We start from the raw sequence: 25,648 nt of genomic DNA, 5'->3' as shown, positions 1-25,648 counted from the left end.
CCAGCAAGCTGGGCTTCACCGTTCGACTTGCATGTGTTAAGCACGCCACCAGCGTTCGTCCTGAGCCAGGATCAAACTCTCCGTAAAAGAAGAGAAACACCACGAACCCCCAAAAGAGCCCGCAGCATTCAACGATACTGGCCAGACCAAGCTGAACTGCTCAGTCCGATCCAAAGGAACCAAAAAGGTTCAAAAATACTTGGCATTGACTATCAAACACACTGTTGAGTTCTCAAACAACCGACGCACACCGCGCAACCAGAACCCCTTTCCAGGATCCCAGCCCCGCCGGGGCAACCCCTCAAACTTACTCGGTTCGTCCTGCCCCGTCAACTTCCGGCCTTGGCCCGAACTTGCTGGTTTCGAACGACCCGTTCCCGAACAAGAGCGCACTCGTCGCCCTCGTGAAGAAGGATTCGGGTTGTCCGCCCCGGGCCGGCCACCGGTACCCAGCCTCTCGGCTGTCTCCTCGGTGTCCGTTCTCCCTGTCGGGCGAACGACCAGAACATTACACACACTCCGACCTAGGTGCCAAATCGCGCGCTGACCTGCGGTGATGCAGGATCGATGCTGTCGTCCAACACGCACGAGGGCCCCGGCAGGAGCACTCGCTCCCCCGGGGCCCTCGGCGTCGGCAGCGTCTACTCGGCGACCGCCACGGCCAGCGTCCGCTTGCCGCGGCGCAACACGGCGTACCGGCCGTGCAGCAGGTCCTCTGTCCGCAGCGCGGCGTCGTCGGAGTCCACCTTCGTGTTGTTCACGTAGGCACCGCCTTCACCGATCGCGCGGCGGGCTGCCGCCTTCGACGCCACGAGGCCGGACCCGACGAACGCGTCGACGACGAGGTCGCCGGCCTTCGCCAGCGTCCGCGGCAGCTCCGACACCGCCGCACCGAGAGTGCCGGCGTCCAGCCCCCGCAGCTCGCCGCGGCCGAAGAGGGCCTGGCTCGCCGCGATCACCGCGTCGGTCGCCGCCTGGCCGTGCACCAGGGTCGTGAGGTCGCCGGCCAGCGCTCGCTGCGCCTCGCGAGCGAAGGGGCGTTCGGCCACCTCACCCTCGAGCGTCTCGATCTCCTCGCGGGAGCGGAACGTGAAGACCTTGAGGTACTTCACGACGTCGGCGTCGGCCGTGTTCAGCCAGAACTGGTAGAAGGCGTACGGGCTCGTGAGCTCCGGGTCGAGCCAGACGGCCCCACCCTCCGACTTGCCCATCTTGGTGCCGTCCGCCTTCGTGATGAGCGGCGACGTCAGGGCATGCACGGCCGTGCCGTCCGTCTTCCGGATCAGCTCGACCCCCGACAGCAGGTTGCCCCACTGGTCGTTGCCGCCGAGCTGCAGCGTGCACCCGTGCCGCTCGTAGAGCTCGCGGAAGTCCATGCCCTGCAGCACCTGGTAGCTGAACTCCGTGTAGCTGATGCCCTCGTCGGACCGCAGCCGACGCGCCACGATGTCCTTGCCCAGCATGGTGCCGACCCGGAAGTGCTTGCCGACGTCGCGCAGGAAGTCGATCGCCGACATCGACCCGGTCCAGTCGAGGTTGTTGACCATGCGCGCGGCGGCCGGCCCCCCGAAGTCGAGGAACGGTTCGATCTGCGCCCGGATGCGGTCCACCCAGCCGGCGACGACGTCGCGCGACTGCATCGAGCGCTCCGTCGTCGGACGCGGGTCGCCGATGAGGCCCGTGGCTCCGCCGACCAGCGCGAGCGGCCGGTGCCCCGCGAGCTGCAGCCGGCGCATGTTCAGCAGCTGCACCATGTGCCCGACGTGCAGGCTCTGCGCCGTCGGGTCGAAACCCGCGTAATAGGTGACGGGTCCCTCGGCCAGCGCAGAACGCAGCGCGGCCTCGTCGGTGGACTGCGCCACCAGGCCCCGCCAGTGCAGCTCGTCGAGAACGTCGGTCACCGTGTGCTCCTCGGAAATGGGGATCACGACCCGGGCGGGCCGCCCTCCTAGTGTGCCCGACCGCTACCGCCGACGGCGCCGTGATTCCGCAGCTCGGTACACCGAGACGGCAGGATCGCCGTCGAGCCAGGCGCGCCAAGGGAACAGGTCCGCGCGGCCGCCCTCGCCGCTCACGCCCACCCGCGGGCCGGTCGCGATCCTCTGGCCGCCGCGGTCCGGCGACGTCGCAGGCACCCGCAGGACCAGGTCGCCGGCAGGGTCCGTGACATCCGCACCGTCGTCCTCCCGGTCGACCGCCAGCGCGACAGTGAGGCGCGCCGGGCCGCGGGCGAGGTCCGGGTCGGAGCGAGTCACGCCGGCGGCCGCGCGGCGCGCACGGGCCAGCTCGACGCCCTCGACGACCTCGCCCGCCCGCAGCAGGACGGCCGACGCCTCCCCGGGCGGGCTGCACACGACGTTCATGCAGTGGTGCAGCCCCAGGTGCCGGTACACGTAGACCCGGCCGGGCTCACCGAACATGGTGCGGTTGCGGGCCGTCTCGCCGCGGTAGGCGTGGGAGCCCGGGTCGTCCGGGCCGGCGTAGGCCTCGACCTCCGTGATCCGCACGGTGACCGCTCCCTGTGGCGTGCGCCGGGTGAGCAGCGCGCCCAGCAGGCCTCGGGCGACGACGAGCACGTCCCGCGTGAACCATGCGCGGTCCGGGACCACGGTCCCCGGGGCCGTCGCGGCCCCCGTCCCGGTGGCGACGCCCCCGGCCGGCTCGCGCCTCGCCGTCATCGCGCGTCCCGTGCCGCGAGCCGCGCGCCGTCGAGGATGCGGCCCGCGCCGTCGAGCCGGACGTCGGCCCGGTCGCGGGTGCGCTCCGCCGCGTAGTGGGCGTGCTCGTCGGCCATCCAGCGCAACCAGTGCTCGCGTGCGTCCGCCCCGTCCCGGGCGAGCCCGCGGGCAAGGCGCACCTCGTCGTCGGCCTCGACCCACACCCGCAGCGCGGCCCAGGCGTCGACCTGTCGAGCCGCCGCGCCGCAGCCCTCGACGACCAGTACCGGACCGGGCTCGACGTCGTGGGGCTCGGCGTACTCGCCCCGGTCCCAGTCGTACCGGCGGTACCGCCCCGGCAGACCGGCGGCGAGAGGACCCAGGACCCACTCCCCCAGGCGGTGGGCGCCGCCGTCGGGCCCGGCTGCCCAGCCCTCGTAGAGGTCGTCCAGGTGCACGACCTGGCAGGCGAACCGCATGGCGAGCTGCGTCGCGAGCGTCGTCTTGCCCGAGCCCGCCGGCCCGTCGATGCACACGAGCCTGGTCCGCCGCCACGGCTCCGGCGCGCCCGTGCCCGGCAGCCGGGGCTCCGCTGCGCGCACGCGCGCCACCAGCTGGTCCAGCACGTCCTCGCTCGTCGTCACGCCCTCTCCTTCCCCCGGCCCGCCGACCGTACCCGCCCCCGGACGACGTCGGCCGCACGCTCCCGACGGAGCGTGCGGCCGACGTCGGGCACGGTTCGGCTCAGCTGTCCGCCCAGATGCGGTACTCCGCCGACCGCTCCTTGGCGGACTCCACCTGCTCGGCGACCCGCGGGGGCGCGGTGCCCCCGACGGCGTCGCGCGACGCCACCGAGCCCTCGACGCTCAGCACCTCCCGGACACCCGGGGTGAGGTGCTCCGAGATCGCCGCGAGGTCGGCGTCGGACAGGTCCCACAGCTCGATGCCACGCTCCTCGCAGACCCGGACGCACGCGCCCGCGACCTCGTGCGCGACGCGGAACGGGACGCCCTGGCGCACCAGCCACTCGGCGATGTCGGTGGCCAGCGAGAACCCCTGCGGCGCGAGCTCGGCCATCCGGCCCGTGTCGAAGGTGAGCGTCCGGACCATCCCCGCGAACGCGGGCAGCAGCACCGTGAGAGTGGACACCTGGTCGAAGACCGGCTCCTTGTCCTCCTGCAGGTCGCGGTTGTACGCCAGCGGCAGTCCCTTGAGCGTGGTGAGCAGACCCGTGAGGTCGCCCACCAGCCGACCGGCCTTGCCGCGCGCGAGCTCCGCGATGTCCGGGTTCTTCTTCTGCGGCATGATGCTCGACCCGGTCGACCACGCGTCGTCCAGCCGGACGAAGCCGAACTCCTTGGTGTTCCAGAGGATGATCTCCTCCGACAGCCGCGACAGGTCGATGCCGACCATCGCGGACACGAACGCGAACTCGGCCACGACGTCGCGCGCGGCCGTGCCGTCGATCGAGTTCTCCACCGGGCCGTCGAAGCCGAGCTCGGCGGCGACCGCCGCGGGGTCGAGGCCCAGCGACGAGCCCGCGAGCGCCCCCGACCCGTAGGGCGAGCGCGCCGCGCGCACGTCCCAGTCCACCAGCCGGTCGACGTCGCGCAGCAGCGGCCACGCGTGGGCCAGCAGCTGGTGCGCCAGCAGCACCGGCTGCGCGTGCTGCAGGTGCGTGCGCCCCGGCATCACCGCGTCCCCGGCGGCCTCCGCCTGCACGATGAGCGCGTCCACGACGTCGAGCACCTGCCGCACGACGACGCGCGACTGGTCGCGCAGGTACAACCGCACGAGGGTGGCGATCTGGTCGTTGCGCGAGCGGCCCGCGCGCAGCTTGCCGCCGAGCTCCGTGCCCGCGCGCTCGATGAGCCCGCGCTCGAGCGCGGTGTGCACGTCCTCGTCGCCGAGCACCGGGAGGAAGGCTCCCGACTCGACGTCGGCGAGCAGGACGTCCAGCGCCTCGAGCATCCCCGACAGCTCGTCGTCCGTGAGCAGGCCGGCCGCGTGCAGCACGCGGGCATGCGCCCGGGACCCCTGGATGTCGTAGGGCGCGAGCACCCAGTCGAAGTGCGTCGACTGGCTCAGCGCCTGCAGCTCCGGCGACGGGCCGCCGGAGAACCGGCCGCCCCACAGCGATACGTTGTCGGACTGCCGCGTCACGCTCCCGTCCGGCCCGCCGGGCGTCATCTCCGAACCCACGTCAGAACTCCCCGGCGCCGAAGTCCACGCCGTTGCCGAACTTCTCGTCGCGGGCGGCGGCCTGCTTGGCGGCCAGGCCGTAGATCTCGATGAAGCCCTTGGCGTGCGACTGGTCGAACGAGTCGCCCTCGTCGTAGGTGGCGAGGTTGAAGTCGTACAGGCTGGACTCCGAGCGGCGGCCCGTCACGGTGGCCCGGCCCCCGTGCAGCACCATGCGGATGTCGCCCGAGACGTACTTCTGCGTCTCGTCGATGAACGTGTCCAGGTTCTTCTTCAGGGGCGAGAACCACATGCCCTCGTAGACCAGCTCCGTCCAGCGCTGCTCGACGGTCCGCTTGAAGCGGGCCTGCTCGCGCTCGAGGGTGACGTTCTCCAGCTCCTGGTGCGCGGCGATGAGGGCCACGGCGCCGGGCGCCTCGTAGATCTCGCGGGACTTGATGCCCACGAGGCGGTCCTCGACGATGTCGATGCGGCCCACGCCCTGCGCGCCGGCCCGGCGGTTCATCTCCTGGATGGCCTGCAGCGGCGTCACGGCCACGCCGTCGAGCGCCACCGGGATGCCCTGGTCGAACGTGATGACGACCTCGTCGGCGACCGGCGGGAACGTCGGGTCGTCGGTGTAGGAGTACACGTCCTTGGTGGGCTCGTTCCAGATGTCCTCGAGGAAGCCGGTCTCCACCGCGCGGCCCCAGACGTTCTGGTCGATCGAGAACGGGTTCTTCTTGGTGGTCGCGATCGGCAGGTCGTGCCGCTCGGCGTACTCGATGGCCTTCTCGCGCGTGAGGGCGAGGTCGCGCACCGGGGCGATGGTCTTCAGGTCGGGGGCGAGCGAGGTCGTCGCGACCTCGAAGCGCACCTGGTCGTTGCCCTTGCCGGTGCAGCCGTGCGCCACGGTCGTCGCGCCGAACTGGCGGGCGGCCCGGACCATGTGCTTGACGATGACGGGCCGCGAGATGGCCGAGACCAGCGGGTACCGGTCGAGGTACATGCCGTTCGCCCGCAGCGCGGGCATGCAGTACTCGGCGGCGAACTCGTCGCGCGCGTCCGCGATGTACGCCTCGACGGCGCCGCAGTCGAGGGCGCGCTTGCGCACGACGTTCATGTCCTCGCCGCCCTGGCCGACGTCGACGGCGACGGCGACGACCTCGGCCCCGGTGGCCTCGGCGATCCAGCCGATGGCCACGGAGGTGTCCAGGCCGCCCGAGTAGGCGAGCACGACGCGATCAGTCATCACAGTTCTCTTTCTGGCGTGGGGTTCAGGTCAAGTCTGGCAGTGCCGGCCCGCGGGGGCCACGGCCTGCCGGGGTCAGGGTTGGGTGAGCTCGAGGAAGCGGCGCGCGAGCTCGTCGCCGCCCAGGGGGTCGCGAGCGATCACGAGGATCGTGTCGTCGCCCGCGATGGAGCCGAGGACGCCCGGGAAGACGGAGTGGTCGATCGCCGAGGCCAGGTAGTTCGCCGCGCCGGGCGGGGTGCGCAGCACCACGAGGTTCCCGGACGCCTCCGCGGAGACGAGCAGGTCGTTGCACAGCCGGGCGAGGCGGGCGGCGACGTACTCGACGTCGTGCTCCCCTACGCCCGCGGCCTGCACGCTGCGGTCGCCCCCCTCGCCCGGGACGGCGTACACGAGCGACCCCGAGGCGTTGCGCACCTTCTCGGCCCGCAGCTCGATGAGGTCGCGCGACAGCGTCCCCTGGGTGACGCTGACGCCGGCGTCGGCGAGCTCGCGGGCCAGCTCGGCCTGCGAGTGGATCGCCGTGCGCCGCACGATCTCGACGATCCGTGCGTGCCGCGCGGCCTTGGTCGTCGGGCCCGCGGCCCCGTCCGCGCTCACCGGTGCTCCAGGAGCCAGGTGAGCAGCGCCTTCTGCGCGTGCAGCCGGTTCTCGGCCTCGTCCCACACCGCCGACGCGGGGCCGTCGATCACCGCGGCGGTGACCTCCTTGCCCCGGTATGCGGGCAGGCAGTGCAGGAAGATCGCGTCGTCCGCGGCGGCGGCCATCAGCGCGTCGTCCACGCGGTAGGCGTCGAGGGCGGCCAGCCGCTCGGCCGCCTCGTCCTCGTCTCCCATGGACACCCAGGTGTCCGCGGCGACGACGTCCGCCCCTGCGACGGCGGCGCGCACGTCGGTCGTCACGGTCACCGAGCCGCCCGTCGTGGCGGCGATCTCGCGGGCGCGCGCGACGACGTCCTCGGGCGGGAGGTAGCCCTCCGGGCCGGCAACGGCGACATGCAGGCCGGCCGTCACGCCGCCGAGCAGGTAGGACGCGGCCATGTTGTTCGCGGCGTCACCCACGTACGCGAGGCGCTGCCCGGCGAGGGCGGAGATGCCGCCGCGGTGCTGCGCGACCGTCAGCAGGTCGGCGAGGATCTGGCACGGGTGGAAGCCGTCGGTGAGGGCGTTGACGACGGGGACGCGCGAGACCGCGGCCATCTCGTCGATCCGGTCCTGCCCGAACGTGCGCCACACGATGGCGGACACCTGGCGGTCGAGCACCCGCGTGACGTCGGCGACGGACTCTCGCACGCCCACCTGGGCGAGGCGGCCGTCCACGATCACGGGGAAGCCGCCGAGCTCGGCGATCCCGGTGGAGAACGAGACCTGGGTGCGCAGCGTCGGCTTGTCGAAGAGCACGGCGACGCCCTGCGGGCCGGCCAGCGGCGCGCGCACGAAGCGGTCCTCCCGGAACGCCATGCCGAGCTCGAGGACCTCCCGCTGCTCGTCCGGGGTGAGGTCGTCGTCGCGGAGGAAGTGGCGGGGCATCAGCTCTCCCTTTCGGCAGGGACGGTGGTGTCGGGCACGGTGACGGCGGCGAAGAATCGGGCGACGTCGCGCGCCTGGTCCGCGGTGAGGATCAGGGGCGGGGCGAGGCGGATCGCGTCAGGGGCCACGGCATTCACGACGAAGCCGGCCTCCAGCGCGGCCGCCGCGACGTCGGCCGCGACGGGCCGCGTGAGCTGCACGGCGAGCAGCAGCCCCCGACCGCGCACGCCGGCGACGAGCGGGTTGCCCGCGGCCTCGATCTCGGAGCTCAGGACCGCCCCGACGTGGCGGACGTTCTCGAGCAGTGCGTCGCGCTCGATGACGCCGAGCGTGGCGAGGCCGGCGGCGGCCGCGACCGGGTTGCCGCCGAACGTGGTGCCGTGCTGGCCCCGGCCGAGCAGCGTCGCCGCCCGCTCGCCGAACGCGATCGTGGCCCCCACGGGGAAGCCTCCGCCGAGGCCCTTGGCCACGGTGACGACGTCGGGCAGCACGCCCCCGCCGATCTCCGGCTGCTGGAACGCGAACCACGACCCGGTGCGGCCGACCCCTGTCTGGACCTCGTCGAGCACGAGCAGCGCGCCCGCGTCGGCGGTGAGCCGGCGAGCGTGCGCCAGGTAGCCCGGGGGCAGGGGCCGCACGCCGGCCTCGCCCTGGAGCGGCTCGAGGACGAACGCCGCCACGCCGCCACGCTCGGCCACCGCGGCGGGCGAGAACGCCTCCTCGAGGGCGGCGGTGTCGCCGAAGGGCACGTGCTCGACGCCGCCCGGCAGCGGCTCGAACGGCTCCCGGTAGGCGGCCTTGGCGGTGAGTGCGAGCGCGCCCATCGAGCGGCCGTGGAACCCGCCCTCGAGGGCCAGCACGCGCGTGCGGGACCCGTCCTCACCGCGGTTCCGGCGAGCCATCTTGAACGCCGCCTCGACCGCCTCGGTGCCCGAGTTGGTGAAGAACACCCGCGACCCCTCCGGCGCCCCGGCGAGGTGCAGCAGCCGCTCCGCCAGACCGATCTGCGTGGGCGTGGCGAAGAAGTTCGACACGTGGCAGAGGGTGCCGAGCTGGGCGCTGATCGCCGCCGTGAGGGTGGGGTGCGCGTGGCCGAGCGCGTTCACCGCGATCCCGGCGAGCAGGTCGAGGTAGCGCCGGCCGTCGGCGTCCCACACGTAGGCGCCCTCGCCGCGCACCAGCACGCGCTGCGGCGGGCCGAACGTGTCCATCACCGCGTGGGTGTAGCGATCCGTCCACGCGGCGTTCGACGCGTCGGCGAGGGCTCCGCCGCTCACGGACTGCAGGGTGTCGCTCACGCGCCGTCCTCCTTGCTCGGGTCCTTGCTCAGGTTCGTGTCGTCGGTGGTCGCCGGAGCCGGGGCGGGCACGACCATGGTGCCGTTGCCGCGGGTGGTGAAGACCTCCAGCAGCACGGAGTGCGGCTGGCGGCCGTCGATCACCGTGGCGCGCGGCACGCCGCCCTGCACGGCCCGCAGGCAGGCCTCCATCTTGGGCACCATGCCCGAGGTGAGGGACGGCAGCAGGGCCGCGAGCTGCGGCGCGGAGATCTCCTCGACGAGCGAGTCCTTGTCGGGCCACGACGTGTACAGGCCCTCGACGTCCGTCAGCATGATGAGCTTGCTCGCCCCGAGCGCCACCGCGAGCGCAGAGGCCGCGGTGTCGGCATTGATGTTCAGCACCTGGGTCGGGTCGTCGACGTCGGGCGCGACCGTCGACACGACGGGGATCCGCCCGGCGTCGAGCAGGTCCCGCACCGCGCCCGGGTCCACCTGGACCACGTCGCCCACGAGGCCGACGTCCACCGGCTCCCCGTCGACGACGGCGTGCCGGCGGGCGGCGCGGAACAGGCCCGCGTCCTCCCCCGACATGCCGACGGCGTGCGGGCCGTGCGCGTTGATCAGGCCCACGAGCTCGCGCGAGACCTGGCCCGTGAGCACCATGCGCACCACGTCCATCGCCTCGGGCGTGGTGACCCGCAGCCCGCCGCGGAACTCGCTGTGGATGCCGAGCCGCTCCAGCATGGCGTTGATCTGCGGGCCGCCGCCGTGCACCACGACCGGCCGCAGGCCCACCTGGCGCAGGAAGACCATGTCCTGCGCGAACGCGGCCTTGAGCTCGTCGTCGATCATCGCGTTGCCGCCGTACTTGACGACGACGAGGGCCCCGGCGAACTCCTGGAGCCACGGCAGCGCCTCGAGGAGCACCTCGGCCTTCTGCTCGGGCAGCAGCCCGTTCACGACGTCGCTGCTCATGAGCTGTACGCGCTGTTCTCGTGGACGTAGTCGTGCGTGAGGTCGTTGGTCCACACGGTGGCGGACGCGTCGCCCGCGTGCAGGTCGACCACGACGGTCACCTCGCGCGACGCGGCGAGGTCGACGAGCTCGCGCGGCTCCCCCACGCCCTGCGCCCGGCACACCTGCACGCCGTTGACCGTGACGTCGAGCGCCAGCGGGTCGTAGGGGGCGACGTCCTCCGGCACGGTGCCGACGGCGGCGACGATGCGGCCCCAGTTCGGGTCGTTGCCGAAGATGGCCGCCTTGAACAGGTTGGAGCGCGTCACGGCCCGGGCGACGGTGACGGCCGCCGCGTCGGTCGTGGCGCCGGTGACGGTGACCGCGATGTCGTGGCTGGCGCCCTCGGCGTCGGCCACGAGCTGGCGCGCGAGCGAGGCCGTCACCTCGGTGACCGCAGCCGTCAGGTCCTCGACGCCGGCCTCGACGCCCGACGCGCCGCTGGCGAGCAGGATCACGGTGTCGTTGGTCGACATGCAGCCGTCGGAGTCGACCCGGTCGAACGTCGTGGCCGTGGCGGCACGCAGCGCGGCTTCGGCCGTCGCGGGATCGACCACGGCGTCGGTCGTGATCACGGAGAGCATCGTGGCAAGGCCCGGAGCGAGCATGCCCGCACCCTTCGCCATCCCGCCGACGCTCCAGCCCGCGCGCTGCGCGACGGCCTGCTTGGACACCGTGTCGGTGGTGCGGATCGCGTCGGCAGCGGCGTCGCCGCCGTCCGCGGCGAGCGCACCCGCGGCCGCGTCGACGCCGCCGAGCAGGGCGTCCATGTCCAGGCGCAGGCCGATGAGGCCGGTGCTGCACACGAGCACGTCGCCCGCGCCGACCTCGTCCTCGGGCGTGGCGGCGCCGGCCGAGAGCACCGCGGCCACGTGCTCCGCCGTGCGGTGGGTGTCGGCGAAGCCCTCGGGGCCGGTGCACGCGTTCGCCCCGCCGGAGTTGAGGACGACGGCGCGCGCGGCGCCGTCGCTCACGGCCTGGCGGGTCCACACCACGGGCGCAGCCTGGACACGGTTGGTCGTGAGCACCGCCGCTGCCGTACGTCGCGGGCCGTCGTTGACGACGAGCGCGACGTCGCGCCCGCCCGACGACTTGAGGCCGGCGGCGACGCCGGCGGCCCGGAACCCGGCCGGTGCGGTGATGCTCATGGAGCCACTCCTTCGGTGACGAGGCCGGCCGTCTCCGGCAGGCCGAGGGCAAGATTCATGGCCTGGACCGCCTGCCCGGCGGTGCCCTTGACCAGGTTGTCGATGGCGGTGACCGTCACGACGCGCCCGGCGGCGGCGTCGAGCGCGACCTGCACGAGGGCGGTGTTGGCACCGAGCGTGGCGGCCGTGGTCGGCCACTGCCCCTCGGGAAGCAGCTCGACGAACGGCTCGCCCGAGTAGGCGTCGGCCCAGGCGGCACGCACGTCGGCGGCCGTCGCGTCCTCACGGCCGGGCGCGAGCCTGGCGGTCACGGTGGCGAGGATGCCCCGCGACATCGGCACGAGGGTGGGCGTGAAGCTGATCGACACCGCAGGAGCCCCGGCAGTGCGCAGGTTCTGCGCGATCTCGGGGATGTGCCGGTGCGTGCCACCCACCGCGTACGGCACCGCCGACCCGAGGCCCTCGGAGGCCAGGAGGTGCGGCTTGAGCGACTTCCCGGCCCCGGAGTAGCCGTTGGCGAGGACCGCGACGACGTCGACAGGGCTCACCAGGCCGGCCGCGACGCCCGGCTGCAGCCCCAGGGTGACGGCCGTGACGTTGCAGCCGGGCACGGCGATGCGGCTCGCGCCGGCCAGCTGGTCGCGCTGGGTGCCGGCGACCGAACCCGCGCCGTCGGCGTGGATCAGCTCGGGCAGGCCGTAGGGCCAGGTGCCCGCGTGGGCCGAGCCGTAGAACTGCTCCCAGTCGGCGGCGGAGACGAGCCGGTGGTCGGCGCCGAGGTCGAGGACGAGCACGTCGTCGGGCAGCTGTGCGGCGATCTCCGAGGACGCCCCGTGCGGCAGGCCGAGCACGACGACGTCATGGCCCGCGAGCGCCTCCGGCGTGGTCGGCTCGAGCACGCGGTCGGCGAGCGAGCGCAGGTGCGGCTGCAGCGCGCCGAGCCGTGCGCCGGCGTTCGAGTGCGCCGTGAGCGTCCCGACCTCCAGCGCGGGGTGACGCGCCGCGACGCGCAGGAACTCGCCCCCGGCGTACCCGGAGGCACCGGCGACGGCGACACGGAACGTGCGCGACTCAGTGCTGACCATATGCAGCACTATACATACCTATGCAGTCGCCGGGGACCCCCTCCCGCGGACCGGACGACGGCTGTCAGCCGGCCAGCGGTAGGTACATCACATGCAGCCCCACGTACCCGTGCGACGCACTGCGGAAGGCACCCGGCACGGTGCCGACGACCTCGAACCCGAGCGACCGCCACAGCCGGACCGCCGCCTCGTTCGTCTCCACCACCGCGTTGAACTGGATGCCGCGGAAGCCCTGTTCCCGGTGCCAGGCGACGACGTGCTCGCCGAGCGCCCGGCCCACGCCGAGCCCCCGCGCCGCGGGCGCCACCATGAACGACGCCGTGCCGACGTGGTCGCCCCGACCGGGACGGTTCGGCCCCATCTTGGCCGTGCCCAGCAGCTCCCCGTCCGCCCCCTCCGCGACGACCGTCGCGCCTGGCGCTCGCTCCATCCAGAGGTCGCGACCGTCGTCGCTCGTGAGGTCGGTCGGGTAGGCGTACGACTCCCCCGCGCGCACCACCTCCGCCACGATCGGCCACAGACGGGGCCAGTCCTCGTCGCGGGCCGGGCGGACGCGGAATGCCGGGTTCGTGTCGCGTGTCACCCGCGCAGCATAGGGTCGCCAGCGTGACCGTCGACCCGACCCTGACCGACGACATGGGGAACGGCATCGAGAACGGCATCGAGAGCGGCGCGGTCGGCGCCGCGGTCGCCGACGTCCTCGACGTCGGCACCGGGACCGGCCTGGTGCTCCGGGCGCTGGCCGCGACATCCCCGGACCCGCTGCGGGCGACCGGCGTCGACGTCGCCCCCGCGATGCTCGCTGCCGCCGGTCGTGCGCTGCCCGCCGCCGTGTTCGTCCTGGCCGACGCGGCGGCGCTGCCCGTCGCCGACCGTTCCGTCGACCTCGTGACGTGCGTGACGGCGCTGCAGCTCATGCCCCGACCGGACGCGGTGCTGGCCGAGTGGGCCCGCGTGCTGCGGCCGGGCGGCCGCGCCGTCACAGCGACGTTCACCGGCTTCGGCCGGCCCGCGGGCCCACCCCGCGACTTCCCCGTGCACCACGACCGCTTCGCCACGCCCGAACTGCTCGCCGGGCTGCGCCTGCGCCGGCACGCCGCGTGGCGCCACGACGACGGCGACTCGTTCCTGCTCGCCGAGCTGGAGACGGCTCTGCCCGGGGCGGCGCGATGACGCCGCGTACCGCGGTCGAGCTCGCGGACTGGCGGCGCCGCACGGCCGAGCTCTACGCGGCGGTCCGCGCCGCCCCCGACCCCGCGAGCGGGCACGCCACCTGGCGGGCCGGCCGTGACGCGCTGTTCCGCGACCACCCGCAGAGCCCGCTGCCCTCCGGCGACCCGCTGCGCAGGTCCGGCCTGCCGTACTGGCCCTACGACCCGGCGCTGCGGTTCGAGGTCCCGCTGCGACCCGCGCCGCCCGCCATGCTCGAGCTCGACACGGGGGCGGACGGCACGACGACGATGGAGCGCGTCGGCACGCTCGAGCTGCCCGGCATCGGCCCCCTGGACGCCTGGTGGCTGGCGCAGTACGGCGGCGGCCTCTTCGTGCCGCTGCGCGACGGCACCGCCGGCGGCGAGACGTACGGCGGCGGGAGGTACCTCCTCGACACGGCCAAGGGCGCCGACCTCGGCGGGCGCGACGGGCTCGTGGTGATGGACCTCAACCTCGCCTACCACCCGTCCTGCCGTTACGACCCCGCCTGGACGTGCCCGCTGGCGCCCGCCGGCAACCGGCTCACCACGCCGGTGCGGGCCGGCGAGCGGACGGACTGACGGTCCCGGCTGCGTAGGCTCGGGCGCATGCACGCAGTCGTGGCCCGCGCGGCGGGTGGTCCTGAGGTCCTGGAGTACGTCGAGCAGCCCGACCCCTCGCCCGGCCCGGGCGAGCTCGTCGTCCGCGTCGCCGCGGCCGGGGTCAACTTCATCGATACCTACCGGCGTGCGGGCGTGTACGCGATGAGCTACCCGCACGTCGTCGGTGTCGAGGGTGCGGGCACGGTCGAGGCGCTCGGCGACGGCGTGACGGGCTTCGCCGTCGGCGACGAGGTGGCCTGGAACGAGGCCCCGGGCTCGTACGCCGAGCTCGCCGTCGTCCCCGCCGCGAACGCCGTCCGCGTCCCCGCGGGGCTCGACCTCGTCACCGCTGCCGCACTGCCGCTGCAGGGGATGACGGCGCACTACCTCGTGGCGTCGACCTTCGAGGTCGGTCCGGGCCACGACGTCCTGCTCACCGCCGGGGCGGGCGGCGTCGGCCTGCTCGCGACGCAGCTCGCGGTCGCGCGCGGCGGGCGTGTCATCACGACGGTGTCCTCGCCGGAGAAGGCCGCCCTGTCGTCGGCGGCGGGCGCCGCGCACACGGTGGACTACGCCGCGATGGGCGACGTCTCGACCGAGCTGCCCGCCGTCGTGCGCGACCTCACCGACGGCCGCGGCGTGCACGTGGCATATGACGGCGTGGGCCGCGCGACGTTCGACGCCTCGCTCGCGTCGCTGCGCCCGCGCGGCACGCTGGTGCTGTTCGGAGGTGCGTCGGGTCAGGTGCCGCCGTTCGACCCGCAGCGGCTCAACGCCGGTGGCTCGCTCTACCTCACCCGGCCGACGCTGGCGCACTACACGCTCACCCGCGGAGAGCTGGAGTGGCGGGCGGCCGAGGTACTGGGCGCCGCCGCGGCGGGCGACCTCGACGTCCGCGTCGGCGCGACGTTCCCGCTGGCGGACGCCGGCGAGGCGCACCGTGCCCTCGAGGGGCGCGCGACGACCGGCAAGGTGCTGCTGGTCCCCTGAGCTGCGCCAGGCTAGTCTCTCGACATCAAGACACTTGACGTCGAGAGGAATCGTGATGGCCGACTGGTCCCCCACCGCGTACCTGCGCTACACCGACGAGCGGTCGCGGCCGTTCGGGGACCTGGTCGCGCGCGTGCTGACCGACCCGGCGAGCATCGTCGATCTCGGCTGCGGCCCCGGCCACCTCACTCCCCTGCTCCGCGAGCGGTGGCCGCACGCCTCGTTCGTCGGGCTCGACGCCTCCCCGGCGATGATCGAGCGGGCGCGGGCGGCCGACCCGGACGGACGCTACGAGCTCGCCGACGTCCGCGACCACGCCGCCGGCCGTGGCCCTGCGCCCGAGGCCGACCTCGTGATCAGCAACGCCACGCTGCAGTGGGTGCCCGGGCACCGCGACCTGCTGCCGGCGCTCGCCGCGACGGCGCGGCAGACGTTCGCCTTCTCGGTCCCCGGCAACCACGACGCCCCGAGCCACCGCGCGCTGCGCGAGGTCGCCGGGCGCGAGCCGTACGCCGCCGCCGTCGGCCCGGTCGAGCGCCGCGCCGTCGGCGACCCGGCGGACTACCTCGAGCTCCTCGCGGGCCCCGGGTGGGAGGTCGACACGTGGGAGACCACCTACTCCCACGTGCTGGGCGGCGAGGACCCGGTGCTCCGCTGGATCTCCGCCACCGGGGCGCAGCCGGTGCTGCACGCGCTCGACGCGTACGACGCGGCGCAGGGGACGGGGCTGCGCGCGAGCTTCGACGCCGATCTCGGGGCGGCGCTGCGGGAGGCGTACCCCCGCCGGCCGTGGGGCACTCCCCTGGCGTTCCGGCGCGTGTTCGTGGTCGCCACGCGAACAGCCTGACGGCCAGCGCACGGACGGTCGTAGGCTCGGCGCGTGACCGACACCACCCACCCGATCCGCATCGGGGTCCAGCTCCAGCCTCAGCACGCCGACTACGCCCAGATGCGCGACGCCGTCCGGCGCGCCGAGGACGCCGGGGTCGACGTCCTCTTCAACTGGGACCACTTCTTCCCGCTGTCCGGCGACCCCGACGGCAAGCACTACGAGTGCTGGACCATGCTCGGCGCCTGGGCCGAGCAGACGGAGCGCGTCCAGATCGGCGCCCTGGTCAGCTGCAACTCCTACCGCAACCCCGACCTGCTCGCGGACATGGCACGCACGGTCGACCACATCAGCGGCGGCCGCCTGATCCTCGGCATCGGCGCCGGCTGGTTCGCCAAGGACTACGAGCAGTTCGGCTACGAGTTCGGCACGGCGGGCTCGCGGATCGCCGACCTCGGCGAGGCGCTCCCCCGCATCAAGGCCCGGCTCGCGGCCGGCAACCCCGCGCCGACCCGGGAGATCCCCGTGCTGATCGGCGGCGGCGGCGAGAAGAAGACGCTGCGCCTCGTGGCCGAGCACGCCGACGTCTGGCACTCCTTCGGCGACGTCGACACCCTGACGCGCAAGTCCGCGATCCTCGACGAGCACGGCGCGGCCGTCGGGCGCGACACCGCGGCCCTCGTGGAGCGGTCGGTCGGCGTGGGCGCCCCGCCCGAGGAGGTCGGGGACAAGCTGCTCGACGCCGGCGCCACCCTGTTCACGATCGGCACGAGCGGGCCCGACTACGACCTGACGCTCGTCGAGCAGTGGGTGCGCTGGCGCGACGAGCGCCGCTGATCCGCTTCCCGGGGCCGCCCGGGCCGCCGGTCATCGACCGGTGAGGTCCGGGCCCAGCGGGTCGCCCGCGGCCGCGGGCAGCACCCGCAGGTGCCGTGCCATGCCCCGGCGCCCCTCCGCCGTCGCGACGAGAGCGCGCAGGGACGCCGGGGTGTCGTGCGTGACCCGCAGGTACCACCCCGAGCAGGCGTCCAGGTCGCCGCTCGCGATCGCGACGACCATGTCCACCGTGCGCTCGACCGGCGTCCACTCGGTGCGCTCGGCGTGCATCGGCATTCCGGCGGTCATCTCGGTAGCGACCGTCCCGGGCGAGAGCTCGAAGACCCGCAGCCCGCGCGCGTGCCCCGCCGCGTGCAAGCCCGCGCCGAGACGCAGCAGTGCCGTCTTGCTCGCGTTGTAGGCGCTCGACGCGACCATCTCGTGCGTGCTCGCGCCCGAGGCAAGGTCGACGACGCGACCGCCGCCACGGGCCAGCATGCCGGGCACCACGTGCCGGGCGAGCAGGAACGGGCCGCGCACGTTGGTCTCCAGCACCGACCACCACTCGTCGGGGTCCGCCTCCCACAGCGGCACCTCGGCGTCGATGCGGCCCGCGTTGTTGACGAGCAGGTCCACCGACCCGAGGCCCCCGTCGGACCGGGACGCCTCGGCCGCGTGCACGGCGGCGCCCACCGCGGCGGTGTCGGTCACGTCGGCCGGCAGCTCGAGGGCCGACCGGCCGAGGTCGCGCACCTCGCGCGCGACCTCGGCCAGCCGACCGGCATCCCGCGCGACGAGCGCGACGTCGAGACCGGCCCTCGCCAGCCCGAGCGCGACCTCACGGCCGATGCCGCGGCTCGCGCCGGTGACCAGCGCGGTGCGGGCCGGGGGCGGCGTGGTCTCGACAGGCTCGACCGGCCGGGACGAGTCAGCCACGCAGCACGGCTCCCACGCATTCGGCGGCCGACGCGACGACGCCCTCGCGGACGGCGCGCACGTCGTCCGCGGTGAGGGTGCGGTCGGCGGCGCGCAGCCGCACCGAGTAGGCGAGGGACTTCTTGCCCTCCCCCACCTGGTCACCGGTGAACACGTCGAACAGCCGCGCGTCCTCCAGCAGCGGGCCGGCGCCCGCCACGACGGCGGCGCGCACGTCCGCGGCAGGCACGGCGTCGTCGACGACGAACGCGAAGTCCTCCTTCGCCGCCGGGAACGCCGACACCGGGCCGGCAGCCACCGGCTCGTCGCCGCCGGCCGCGATCAGCGCGCCGAGGTCGAGCTCGAACGCCGCAGCCCGGGCGGGCAGGCCCAGGGCCTCGACCACCTTGGGGTGCAGCTCGCCCGCGTGCCCGGCGACGGTGCCGTCGGGCAGCGTCAGCGCCGCGCAGCGGCCCGGGTGCCACGGCATCGTCCCCGCGTCGGCCGCGACCGTGACCACGGCGCCGGTGCGCGCGGCGACGAGGCGGGCGGCGTCGAGGGCGTCCGCCCAGTCCGCCGAGCGACCGCCTCCCCACCAGCCGGCGGGCACGGCCCGGCCGGTCAGCACGCCGGCGACGTGCCGAGGCTGGTCGGGCACGGCGGCGACCAGGGCCGCCAGGTCCTCGTCCGACGGCCGCACGCCGACCGGCAGCTGCGGCGGCGCCGGCGTGCCCGGCGTCGGCCGCGTGACCAGCCCGATCTCGAAGACCGCGACGTCGGGAAGCCCGCGCGACACGTTCCGGCGCGCGGTCTCGAGCAGCGTCGAGAGCAGGTCGGCACGCAGGAACGGCCGGTCGTCCGCCAGCGGGTTCGCCAGGCGGAGCGTCGTGCGGCGCACGTCGTCCTCGGGCAGCCCGAGCGCGTCCAGGTCGGCCTGACCGACGAACGGGTAGGACAGGACCTCGACGAGCCCCGCCTCGGCGAGCGAGCGCGCCACCGACCGGCGGGCCCGCTGCTCGGTCGTGAGCCCGCGGCCGCCGGGTGCGGCGGGGAGCACCGAGGGGATCTGGTCGTAACCCTCGATCCGCACGACCTCCTCGACCAGCGCGGCCGGCTCGGTGAGGTCGGGGCGCCACGACGGCGGCGTCACACGGACGGCGTCCATGGCGGCGCCGGGCACCGCGTCGGTGACGGTGCAGCCGATCTGCTCGAGAGTCCTGGTCACGGTCGCCCGGTCGTAGTCGACGCCGGACAGCCGCGTCGGCAGGGTGACGTCCAGGTGCACCGCCTGGGGCGGTGTGGTGGCGTCCAGGTCGCCCACGGCCGGGTCGGCCGTGCCGCCGCCGAGCTCGACGAGCAGGTCGACCACGCGCTGCGCCGCGACGGCGGGCAGGAGCGGGTCCACGCCGCGCTCGAACCGCTTGGCCGCCTCGGACGGCAGCCGGTGCCGGCGGGCCGTGCGGGCCACGGTGATCGGGTCGAAGTGGGCCGCCTCGACCAGGACGTCGGTCGTCGTGGGGCTGACCTCGGAGGAGGCACCACCCATGACGCCGGCCAGGCCCAGCACCCGCGATCCACGCCCGCCGGCGAGCGAGTCGGTGATCAGCAGGTCCTCCCCGTCCAGCGCGCGGTCGGCGTCGTCGAGCGTGGTCAGCCGCTCCCCCGGGGCCGCTCGCCGGACGACGATCGGCGCCGCGACCTGGTCCAGGTCGTAGGCGTGCAGCGGCTGCCCGAGGTCGAGCATGACGTAGTTGGTGACGTCGACGGCCAGGGAGATGGTGCGCATGCCCGAGCCCTCGAGGCGGCGCTTCATCCACGGCGGGGTGGGCGCCGCCGGGTCGATGCCGCGCACCACGCGCGTGACGAACCGGTCGCAGCCCACCTGCCCATGGATCGGCGCCGCGTCGTCGACCTCGACGGCGAACCCGTCGGCCGTCGCGGGGGGCGGGGGCGTCACGAGGTTCGCGGCGAGCCCCCGGTCGGTGAAGCGCGCGCCCGTCGAGTGGGCGTACTCGCGCGCCACCCCGCGGTAGCTGAACGCGTACCCGCGGTCGGGGGTCACGTTGATCTCGAGGACCTCGTCGCCGAGGCCGAGCAGGGCGACCGCGTCCTGGCCGGGCGTGAGGTCGGCGGCGTCGAAGCCGGCGCGGGTCAGCACGAGGATACCGTCGTGGTCCTCGCCGATGCCGAGCTCGCGCACCGAGCAGATCATGCCGTCCGACACGTGGCCGTACGTCTTGCGCGCCGCGATGGCGAAGCCGCCCGGCAGCACCGTGCCGGGCAGCGACACGACGACGAGGTCCCCCACGCCGAAGTTGTGCGCGCCGCAGACGACGCCGCGCGCGCCGCCCGCGGGGACGTCGGCGTCGTCGACGCCCTTGATCTGCGTGGCGTTGTGCTCCGGGCCGACGTCGACCAGGCACCAGTTGATGGTCTTGCCGTTCTTCTGCGGCTCCGGCGTCTGCGAGAGCACGCGCCCGACGACGAGCGGGCCGGTGACGGCGGCGGGGTGGATCTCCTCCTCCTCCAGGCCGACCTTCACCAGCGCTGCCGCGAGCTGCTCCGCGGTGAGGTCCGCCGGCAGCTCGACGTGCTCGCCGAGCCAGTCAGTGACGATGCGAGGCATCAGATCTCCGTCCCGAACTGGGTGGAGAAGCGCACGTCGCCCTCCACGATGTCGTGCATGTCCGCGATCGTGTGGCGCAGCATGAGCGTGCGCTCGATGCCCATCCCGAAGGCGAACCCCTGGTACTCCTCGGGGTCGATCCCGGCCGCGCGCAGCACGTTCGGGTTGACCATGCCGCAGCCGCCCCACTCGATCCAGCCGGCCCCGCCCTTCTTCTGCGGGAACCACAGGTCCATCTCGGCGCTGGGCTCCGTGAAGGGGAAGAAGCTCGGGCGCAGCCGCGTGCGCGCCTCGGGGCCGAACATGGCACGCGCGAAGGCGTCGAGGGTGCCGACGAGGTTCGCCATCGTCAGACCCTTGTCGATCGCGATGCCCTCGACCTGGTGGAACACCGGGGTGTGGGTGGCGTCGAGCGCGTCGGTGCGGAAGACCTTGCCGGGGCACGCGACGTACAGCGGCACCCCCCGCTCGAGCAGCGAGCGCGACTGCACCGGGGAGGTGTGCGTGCGCAGCACCAGGTTCGACGCCTTGTCCCCGTCACCCGCGACGTAGAACGTGTCCTGCATCTGCCGCGCCGGGTGGTCCTGGTCGAAGTTCAGCGCGTCGAAGTTGAACCACTCCGCCTCCACCTCCGGGCCGTCGGCGATCTCCCAGCCGAGCCCGACGAAGAAGTCCGCGATCCGCTCCTGCACCAGCTCGATGGGGTGCCGCGCCCCGACGGGCCGGCGGTCGGTCGGCAGCGTGACGTCGACCGCCTCCTCCACGAGGACGCGCTTGTCCCGCTCCGCCTCGAGCTCTGCCTGGCGGGCCGCGATCGCCTGGTTCACGCGACCGCGGCGCGGGCCGACGTTCTTGCCCGCGGCGGCCTTGTCGGGCCCGGGCAGGGCGCCGATGGCGCGGTTGGCGAGCGCGAGCGGGCTCTTGTCGCCGGTCTGCGCGGTGCGGACGGCCTTGAGCTCGTCGAGGTCGTCCGCGGCGGCGACCGCGGCGAGGGCCTCGTCGACGGCTGCGTCGAGCGCTGCGACGTCCAGCGGGTCGGGGCCGAGGTCTGGGGTGGGTGCGGGCGTGGACATGCGTGCCTTCCTGAGAGGGGCCCTGCGAGGGGTGTGGCGGCGGGGTCAGTTTATGTGCCCGCCCGGGCCGGTCAGGTCGGCGTCCGCGGTGCCGCGCGCTCAGCGCGCGGAGGCAGCCGGGGCCGGGCCCGTGGCGGGCCCGGTAAATCGGCGGTCGCGGCGTGTCACGCCTCCCATGATGGCACGGGAGGCGTGGCGCGGACGTTGTGACCGCGGCTCAGGCGACCGCGTACCCGCAGATCGCCTCGACCTTCGCCGACGAGCGGACCCCGCTGCGTCCAGCACGCCTCGCCCGGCCGACCGCTAGGCGACCCCTCCGCCCAGCGCGACGACGGCGACGTCCTCGTGCAGCGGCCCTCCCGACCGCCCTTCCCCGAGCCGGGACGCGACGACGTGCACGGCGTCCACCCGCCACGACGGCCCCCGGTACACGACGAGCGCTCGCGCCCAGGGCACCAGCGGCGACGTCTCGGCCTCGCGCCCGCTCGTGCCGCCGCGCGCGCCGTCCACCCGCCGCCGCCCCTCCGCGGCCCGGACGGTCGCACGCGCGACGGTGAGGTGCGGCCGCCCCGACGTGCGGTCCGAGGCGGGCAGACCCGAGGCGCCGACGGCGGCGTCCTGCGCGAGCTCCCCGGCGCGCCGCAGGTCGTCGACGGACCCGGCGACGCCCACCCAGAGGGTGCGCCCCCCGAACGTGCCGCCGCCGCTCAGGGCCAGCTCGAACGGCGGCACGTCGGCCAGGGCGTCCCTCAGCGCGTCGACGTAGTCCGGCACAGCACCGTCCGGCACCTCGCCGTGGAAGACGAGCGTCACGTGCCGCTGCCCCGGCGGCACCCACCGCAGGCCCCGGCCCGGGTCCGCGAGGAACGGCCCACCGACCCCTGCCAGGGCGAGCTCCAGGTGACGGGCCGCCTCCCCGGAGGGGTACACGGCCGTGAAGAGACGCATCCCGGCATCGTGCCACGCCCTCGCGGCGCGGTTCGCGCGACGGAAGACCGGCCGCCACCGACGTCCGCCACCGAGAGGCGCCCCGTGCTGACCACGATGCTGACCACGATGCTGACCACGAACGTCCTCAGCTTCCTCGACGGCGTCTGGGGCGGGGACGGCGTCCCGCACCTGGTCCGCGGCACCACGCGGCGGCGCTACCCGTCGGCTCTGGGCAGCGGCCCGGTGCCGAACCTGGTGGCCGGCTGGTTCGCCCTGAGCACGACGCCGCTGTGGCTCGTCTGGTCCCCGGCAGGGCAGCATCCCGTGTCGGCGTGGGCCGCCGGGTCGCTCGGCGTCCTGGCGATCGGCCTGTTCCACGCCGGCCCGGGGGCGTTCGGCCGCCGGGGCGACGAGCGGGCTGCGGCCTCGTGAGGCGCGAGCCGTGGGCTCAGCGCTGTGCGCGTCCGCTGGCGTAGAGACACACCGTGGCGGCGGTGGCGAGGTTCAGAGACTCGGCCTGGCCGCGGATCGGCACGCGCACGACGGCGTCGGCGAGGGCACGGTCGGCCTCGGGCAGACCCCATGCCTCGTTGCCGAAGACCCATGCCGTCGAGCCGGCCAGATCGGGCTGATCAGGCTCGCGCGGGGCAGCGCCCGCGACGTCGAGCAGGTCGTCGAGGTCGTGGGTGCCCGCGCCGTCCGCGGCGAGGACGACGCAGCCGGCCGACCGGAGGACGGCCACGGCGTCGGCCAGCGACGCCCCGGTGACGACCGGGACGTGGAAGAGCGAGCCGGCGGTGGAGCGCACGACCTTGGGGTTGTGCGGGTCGACGCTGTGGCCCGCGAGGACCACCAGGTCGGCCCCTGCGGCGTCCGACGCACGGATCACCGTGCCCGCGTTCCCGGGGTCGCGCACGGCGGCGAGCACCGTGACGAGCAGCGGGCGCCCGACGGCGGACCTCGCCTGTTCCAGGGTCGCCACGGCCTCGTCGAGGCCGGTCGACCCGGCGCGGACGACGGCCAGGACGCCCTGGGCGTCGGGACTCATCGCTTCCAGCACCTCGGGGGTACCGACGTGCACGTGCAGGCCGGACTCGAGGGCGTCGTGCAGGATCTCGTCGTAGCGCTCGGCCGCGGCCGGTGTGAGGTAGACGTCCCGGACGTCGTCGGTCGCGTGGCGGACCGCCTCGCGCACGCCCTGCGGACCCTCGACGAGGAACTGTTCGTGCCGGGAACGCGCAGGACGCCCGGACAGCGCCCTGACCTGCTTGACCCGGTCCGCTCGCGGGTTGGCGAGCGTCACGTCGGGGATGCGGGGCATCGACAGGTCGGGGGTGTCCGGGCGTCCGTGGTGCTGAGCGGGGTGGCTCAGGCGGCCTTCGGCGCGTTGACGTCGGCCGGCAGCGCGTCCTTGGCGACCTGGACGAGCGCGTTGAACGCCGCCACGTCGTTGACCGCGAGCTCGGCGAGCATGCGGCGGTCGACCTCCACACCGGCAGCCTTGAGGCCCTGGATGAGGCGGTTGTAGGTCAGCCCCTGCGCGCGGGACGCAGCGTTGATGCGCTGGATCCACAGCTTGCGGAAGTCGCCCTTCTTCGCCTTGCGGTCGCGGTACGAGTAGACGAGGGAGTGGGTGACCTGCTCCTTCGCCTTCCGGTACAGGCGCGAACGCTGGCCGCGGTAGCCGCTGGCGCGCTCGAGGGTCGTACGGCGCTTCTTGTGGGCGTTGACCGCCCGCTTCACGCGTGCCACGTGATGCTCCTTGCAGTATCGGGTCGGAAGTGGACCCGGCGGCCGTGCTCCTCGGTGTCACCGGGAGCGGGTGGCCGCCGAGGGCTCACTTGCCGAGCAGCTTCTTGATGGTCTTGACGTCGGCGGCCGAGACCACCTGGTCCTGGGCCAGACGACGAGTGCGGCGGCTGGACTTGTGCTCGAGGTAGTGACGAGCGTTCGTCTGCTCACGCATGATCTTGCCGCTGCCGGTGACCCGGAAACGCTTCTTGGCGCCGGAGTGCGTCTTGTTCTTCGGCATGACTGCCGTCTCTCCTCGTGTCGGTCACCCGCCGGGTGGCGGGGACGTGGTGCGGACCGGGGCCGACGAGCGGCCCGGTGCCAGATGGTCGTGTACGGCGCGGCCTTAGTGCCCCGCGCGGGGGCTCGGCTTCGGACGCGGTGCCGACGGCCGCGGGGTGCCGGGCTTCGGCGTCGCGGGCCTCGGCGTCGCGGCGGCAGGCTTCGCCGAGGACGCAGGCTTCGGCGCGGCGGCGGGCTTTGTCGCGGCGGCGGGCTTTGTCGAGGACGCGGGCCTCGGCGCGGCGGCCTGCTTGGCCGGCGCAGCCGTCGCGGGCTTCGCCGGGGCCGCGGCTGCGGGCTCGGCCGTCGCGGGCTCCACCGGGGCGGCGGCAGGCTCTGCCGGCGCCTCAGGCGGCACCACGGCCGCCTCCGGCTCCGCGGGCGGCGCGGCAGGTGCCGGCTGCTCGGCCTCGGGGACCAGCGCCTCCTGGACGTCCGCCGGGGCCTCGTCCACCGACTGCGCGGTCGTGGACTGGGCGCGGGCCTCGGCCTTGACCTCGGACTTGGTCTTGCGCTGCGCGTCGATCTCGCTGGACCGCTTGCGCTGCTCGACCTTGGCGTCGGCCTTCTTCTTCACCGGGCCGAGCACCATGGTCATGTTGCGGCCGTCCTGCTTCGGCATCGACTCGACGAAGCCGAGGTCCGCGACATCCTCCGCGAGCCGCTGCAGCAGGCGCACGCCCATCTCGGGGCGCGACTGCTCACGGCCGCGGAACATGATCATGACCTTGACCTTGTCGCCGGCCTCCAGGAAGCGCACGACGTGGCCCTTCTTGGTGCCGTAGTCGTGGGGGTCGATCTTCAGGCGGAACCGGATCTCCTTGAGGACCGTGTTCGCCTGGTTGCGCCGCGCCTCGCGCGCCTTCATGTCCGACTCGTACTTGAACTTGCCGAAGTCCATGAGCTTGGCGACGGGCGGACGGGCGTCCGGGGCCACCTCGACGAGGTCGAGGTCGGCGTCCTGGGCAAGCTTCAGGGCGACTCCCGTGGCGACCACGCCGACCTGCTCCCCGCCCGGGCCGATGAGTCGGACCTCGGGGACGCGGATCCGATCGTTGATGCGAGGCTCGCTGATGGTGATGCTCCTAGGAACTCGTCGGTAGACCGTCAGGGACGGGAAAGGCCCCCGACCTGAGCACAGGTGGAGGCCATCTACCGACGCCGGAGCGCGGGGCTCCGACGACCGAGGCGGGCGCCCACGAGGGACGCCCGACCGGGACCCGGCTCCAGTCGCCGCCCACAGGCGGTCGTCGGTGCTCGGGTGGGATGAGATCCACTTGATGCACCCAGGCCGACGACGAATGCTCCTGCGGAGCGTCGTGCGTGATGACCCGGGTCGGTCAGCGATCAAGGCTAGCACGCAGATCACCCCGCGGTCGCACCCTGTGACGAGCGCCTCCCGGCGCCGTCGCGGGGCCCGCCGAGCCACGCCTGACCGGGTTCGCTTTGCTGGAATCA

The 25,648-nt window shown here is 74.1% G+C and carries 26 protein-coding genes and 1 rRNA gene; 6 read left to right on the top strand and 21 right to left on the bottom strand.

Annotated elements, in window-relative coordinates:
* From B5Y66_RS19905 to B5Y66_RS19845, 13 genes are all read right to left on the bottom strand, one after another.
* A 16S ribosomal RNA gene (locus B5Y66_RS19905) occupies window positions 1-87 on the bottom strand; the annotation flags it as partial.
* Between the two features lie 554 nt (window positions 88-641).
* Complete coding sequence (tyrS, locus tag B5Y66_RS19900) at window positions 642-1,901, bottom strand: tyrosine--tRNA ligase (RefSeq protein WP_079576313.1); 1,260 nt, start codon at window positions 1,899-1,901, stop codon at window positions 642-644.
* Window positions 1,902-1,964: 63 nt separating this feature from the next.
* A complete protein-coding gene (locus B5Y66_RS19895; protein WP_079576312.1) occupies window positions 1,965-2,678 on the bottom strand; it encodes a DNA-3-methyladenine glycosylase in 714 nt (237 codons plus the stop codon).
* Window positions 2,675-3,301, bottom strand: a complete 627-nt coding sequence (locus B5Y66_RS19890; RefSeq protein WP_079576311.1) for a uridine kinase family protein — start codon at window positions 3,299-3,301, stop codon at window positions 2,675-2,677. Before B5Y66_RS19890 ends, B5Y66_RS19895 begins: the two co-directional genes overlap by 4 nt.
* Window positions 3,302-3,401: 100 nt before the next feature.
* A complete protein-coding gene (gene argH, locus B5Y66_RS19885) occupies window positions 3,402-4,847 on the bottom strand; it encodes an argininosuccinate lyase (RefSeq protein WP_079576310.1) in 1,446 nt (481 codons plus the stop codon).
* Between the two features lie 13 nt (window positions 4,848-4,860).
* Entirely contained in the window at window positions 4,861-6,090 is a 1,230-nt protein-coding gene (locus tag B5Y66_RS19880) for an argininosuccinate synthase (protein WP_079576309.1), read from the bottom strand.
* Window positions 6,091-6,165: 75 nt separating this feature from the next.
* Entirely contained in the window at window positions 6,166-6,690 is a 525-nt protein-coding gene (locus tag B5Y66_RS19875) for an arginine repressor (protein ID WP_139820999.1), read from the bottom strand.
* Window positions 6,687-7,619, bottom strand: coding sequence for an ornithine carbamoyltransferase (argF, locus tag B5Y66_RS19870; RefSeq protein ID WP_079576308.1), 933 nt, complete (start codon window positions 7,617-7,619; stop codon window positions 6,687-6,689). The genes B5Y66_RS19875 and argF overlap by 4 nt, the downstream gene beginning before the upstream one ends.
* Window positions 7,619-8,917 carry an acetylornithine transaminase gene (locus B5Y66_RS19865; RefSeq protein WP_079576307.1) on the bottom strand — a complete coding sequence of 433 codons (1,299 nt, stop codon included), beginning with the start codon at window positions 8,915-8,917 and terminating at the stop codon, window positions 7,619-7,621. Before B5Y66_RS19865 ends, argF begins: the two co-directional genes overlap by 1 nt.
* Window positions 8,914-9,873: an acetylglutamate kinase gene (gene argB / locus B5Y66_RS19860; RefSeq protein WP_079576306.1), complete on the bottom strand. Its 960-nt coding sequence runs from the start codon at window positions 9,871-9,873 to the stop codon at window positions 8,914-8,916. The genes B5Y66_RS19865 and argB overlap by 4 nt, the downstream gene beginning before the upstream one ends.
* Complete coding sequence (argJ, locus tag B5Y66_RS19855) at window positions 9,870-11,060, bottom strand: bifunctional glutamate N-acetyltransferase/amino-acid acetyltransferase ArgJ (protein WP_079576305.1); 1,191 nt, start codon at window positions 11,058-11,060, stop codon at window positions 9,870-9,872. The genes argB and argJ overlap by 4 nt, the downstream gene beginning before the upstream one ends.
* Complete coding sequence (gene argC, locus B5Y66_RS19850) at window positions 11,057-12,145, bottom strand: N-acetyl-gamma-glutamyl-phosphate reductase (RefSeq protein WP_079576304.1); 1,089 nt, start codon at window positions 12,143-12,145, stop codon at window positions 11,057-11,059. The genes argJ and argC overlap by 4 nt, the downstream gene beginning before the upstream one ends.
* Window positions 12,146-12,209: 64 nt before the next feature.
* Window positions 12,210-12,728 (bottom strand): GNAT family N-acetyltransferase, encoded by a 519-nt coding sequence (locus B5Y66_RS19845; RefSeq protein ID WP_245807236.1) that lies wholly within the window; start codon window positions 12,726-12,728, stop codon window positions 12,210-12,212.
* Between the two features lie 23 nt (window positions 12,729-12,751).
* Between B5Y66_RS19845 and B5Y66_RS19840 the strand changes: the two genes are divergently transcribed.
* From B5Y66_RS19840 to B5Y66_RS19820, 5 genes are read left to right on the top strand one after another with little or no spacing between them, the layout of a single operon-like run.
* Window positions 12,752-13,318: a class I SAM-dependent methyltransferase gene (locus B5Y66_RS19840; RefSeq protein ID WP_245807235.1), complete on the top strand. Its 567-nt coding sequence runs from the start codon at window positions 12,752-12,754 to the stop codon at window positions 13,316-13,318.
* Entirely contained in the window at window positions 13,315-13,917 is a 603-nt protein-coding gene (locus B5Y66_RS19835; protein WP_079576302.1) for a DUF1684 domain-containing protein, read from the top strand. The genes B5Y66_RS19840 and B5Y66_RS19835 overlap by 4 nt, the downstream gene beginning before the upstream one ends.
* A 27-nt stretch (window positions 13,918-13,944) precedes the next feature.
* A complete protein-coding gene (locus tag B5Y66_RS19830) occupies window positions 13,945-14,928 on the top strand; it encodes a quinone oxidoreductase family protein (protein WP_079576301.1) in 984 nt (327 codons plus the stop codon).
* A 55-nt stretch (window positions 14,929-14,983) separates the two neighbouring features.
* Window positions 14,984-15,775, top strand: coding sequence for a methyltransferase domain-containing protein (locus tag B5Y66_RS19825; protein ID WP_079576300.1), 792 nt, complete (start codon window positions 14,984-14,986; stop codon window positions 15,773-15,775).
* Window positions 15,776-15,808: 33 nt separating this feature from the next.
* Window positions 15,809-16,594, top strand: coding sequence for an LLM class F420-dependent oxidoreductase (locus B5Y66_RS19820; protein WP_079576299.1), 786 nt, complete (start codon window positions 15,809-15,811; stop codon window positions 16,592-16,594).
* A 30-nt stretch (window positions 16,595-16,624) separates the two neighbouring features.
* On the opposite strand, the gene B5Y66_RS19815 is transcribed toward B5Y66_RS19820, so the two are convergent.
* The 4 genes from B5Y66_RS19815 to B5Y66_RS19800 form a co-directional block, all read right to left on the bottom strand.
* The gene (locus B5Y66_RS19815) at window positions 16,625-17,509 is read right to left on the bottom strand and encodes an SDR family NAD(P)-dependent oxidoreductase (RefSeq protein WP_079576298.1); all 885 of its coding nucleotides are present in this window, start codon (window positions 17,507-17,509) and stop codon (window positions 16,625-16,627) included.
* Window positions 17,502-20,114 (bottom strand): phenylalanine--tRNA ligase subunit beta, encoded by a 2,613-nt coding sequence (gene pheT, locus B5Y66_RS19810; protein WP_079576297.1) that lies wholly within the window; start codon window positions 20,112-20,114, stop codon window positions 17,502-17,504. The genes B5Y66_RS19815 and pheT overlap by 8 nt, the downstream gene beginning before the upstream one ends.
* A complete protein-coding gene (gene pheS, locus B5Y66_RS19805) occupies window positions 20,114-21,187 on the bottom strand; it encodes a phenylalanine--tRNA ligase subunit alpha (RefSeq protein WP_079576296.1) in 1,074 nt (357 codons plus the stop codon). The genes pheT and pheS overlap by 1 nt, the downstream gene beginning before the upstream one ends.
* A 303-nt stretch (window positions 21,188-21,490) precedes the next feature.
* Window positions 21,491-22,135 (bottom strand): 2'-5' RNA ligase family protein, encoded by a 645-nt coding sequence (locus B5Y66_RS19800; RefSeq protein WP_079576295.1) that lies wholly within the window; start codon window positions 22,133-22,135, stop codon window positions 21,491-21,493.
* 84 nt (window positions 22,136-22,219) lie between these two features.
* Here B5Y66_RS19800 and B5Y66_RS19795 point away from each other — a divergent pair, with 84 nt between their 5' ends.
* Window positions 22,220-22,549 carry a hypothetical protein gene (locus B5Y66_RS19795; protein WP_079576294.1) on the top strand — a complete coding sequence of 110 codons (330 nt, stop codon included), beginning with the start codon at window positions 22,220-22,222 and terminating at the stop codon, window positions 22,547-22,549.
* A 16-nt stretch (window positions 22,550-22,565) separates the two neighbouring features.
* On the opposite strand, the gene B5Y66_RS19790 is transcribed toward B5Y66_RS19795, so the two are convergent.
* The 4 genes from B5Y66_RS19790 to infC all read right to left on the bottom strand — a co-directional run bounded on the left by B5Y66_RS19790 (window position 22,566) and on the right by infC (window position 25,214).
* Window positions 22,566-23,438 carry a TrmH family RNA methyltransferase gene (locus B5Y66_RS19790; RefSeq protein ID WP_079576293.1) on the bottom strand — a complete coding sequence of 291 codons (873 nt, stop codon included), beginning with the start codon at window positions 23,436-23,438 and terminating at the stop codon, window positions 22,566-22,568.
* Window positions 23,439-23,485: 47 nt separating this feature from the next.
* On the bottom strand, window positions 23,486-23,869 hold the full coding sequence (rplT, locus tag B5Y66_RS19785; RefSeq protein ID WP_079576292.1) for a 50S ribosomal protein L20: 384 nt from the start codon (window positions 23,867-23,869) through the stop codon (window positions 23,486-23,488).
* A gap of 85 nt (window positions 23,870-23,954) precedes the next feature.
* Window positions 23,955-24,149 carry a 50S ribosomal protein L35 gene (rpmI, locus tag B5Y66_RS19780; protein WP_079576291.1) on the bottom strand — a complete coding sequence of 65 codons (195 nt, stop codon included), beginning with the start codon at window positions 24,147-24,149 and terminating at the stop codon, window positions 23,955-23,957.
* A gap of 105 nt (window positions 24,150-24,254) precedes the next feature.
* On the bottom strand, window positions 24,255-25,214 hold the full coding sequence (gene infC / locus B5Y66_RS19775) for a translation initiation factor IF-3 (RefSeq protein ID WP_245807247.1): 960 nt from the start codon (window positions 25,212-25,214) through the stop codon (window positions 24,255-24,257).
* Between the last annotated feature and the right edge of the window lie 434 nt (window positions 25,215-25,648).

Origin of the sequence: Krasilnikoviella flava (assembly GCF_900167525.1) — a bacterium.
GTDB classification, from domain to species: Bacteria; Actinomycetota; Actinomycetes; order Actinomycetales; family Cellulomonadaceae; genus Isoptericola; species Isoptericola flavus.
Note: the sequence above shows the minus strand (reverse complement) of the source record. Positions and strands in the feature narration are given on the sequence as shown.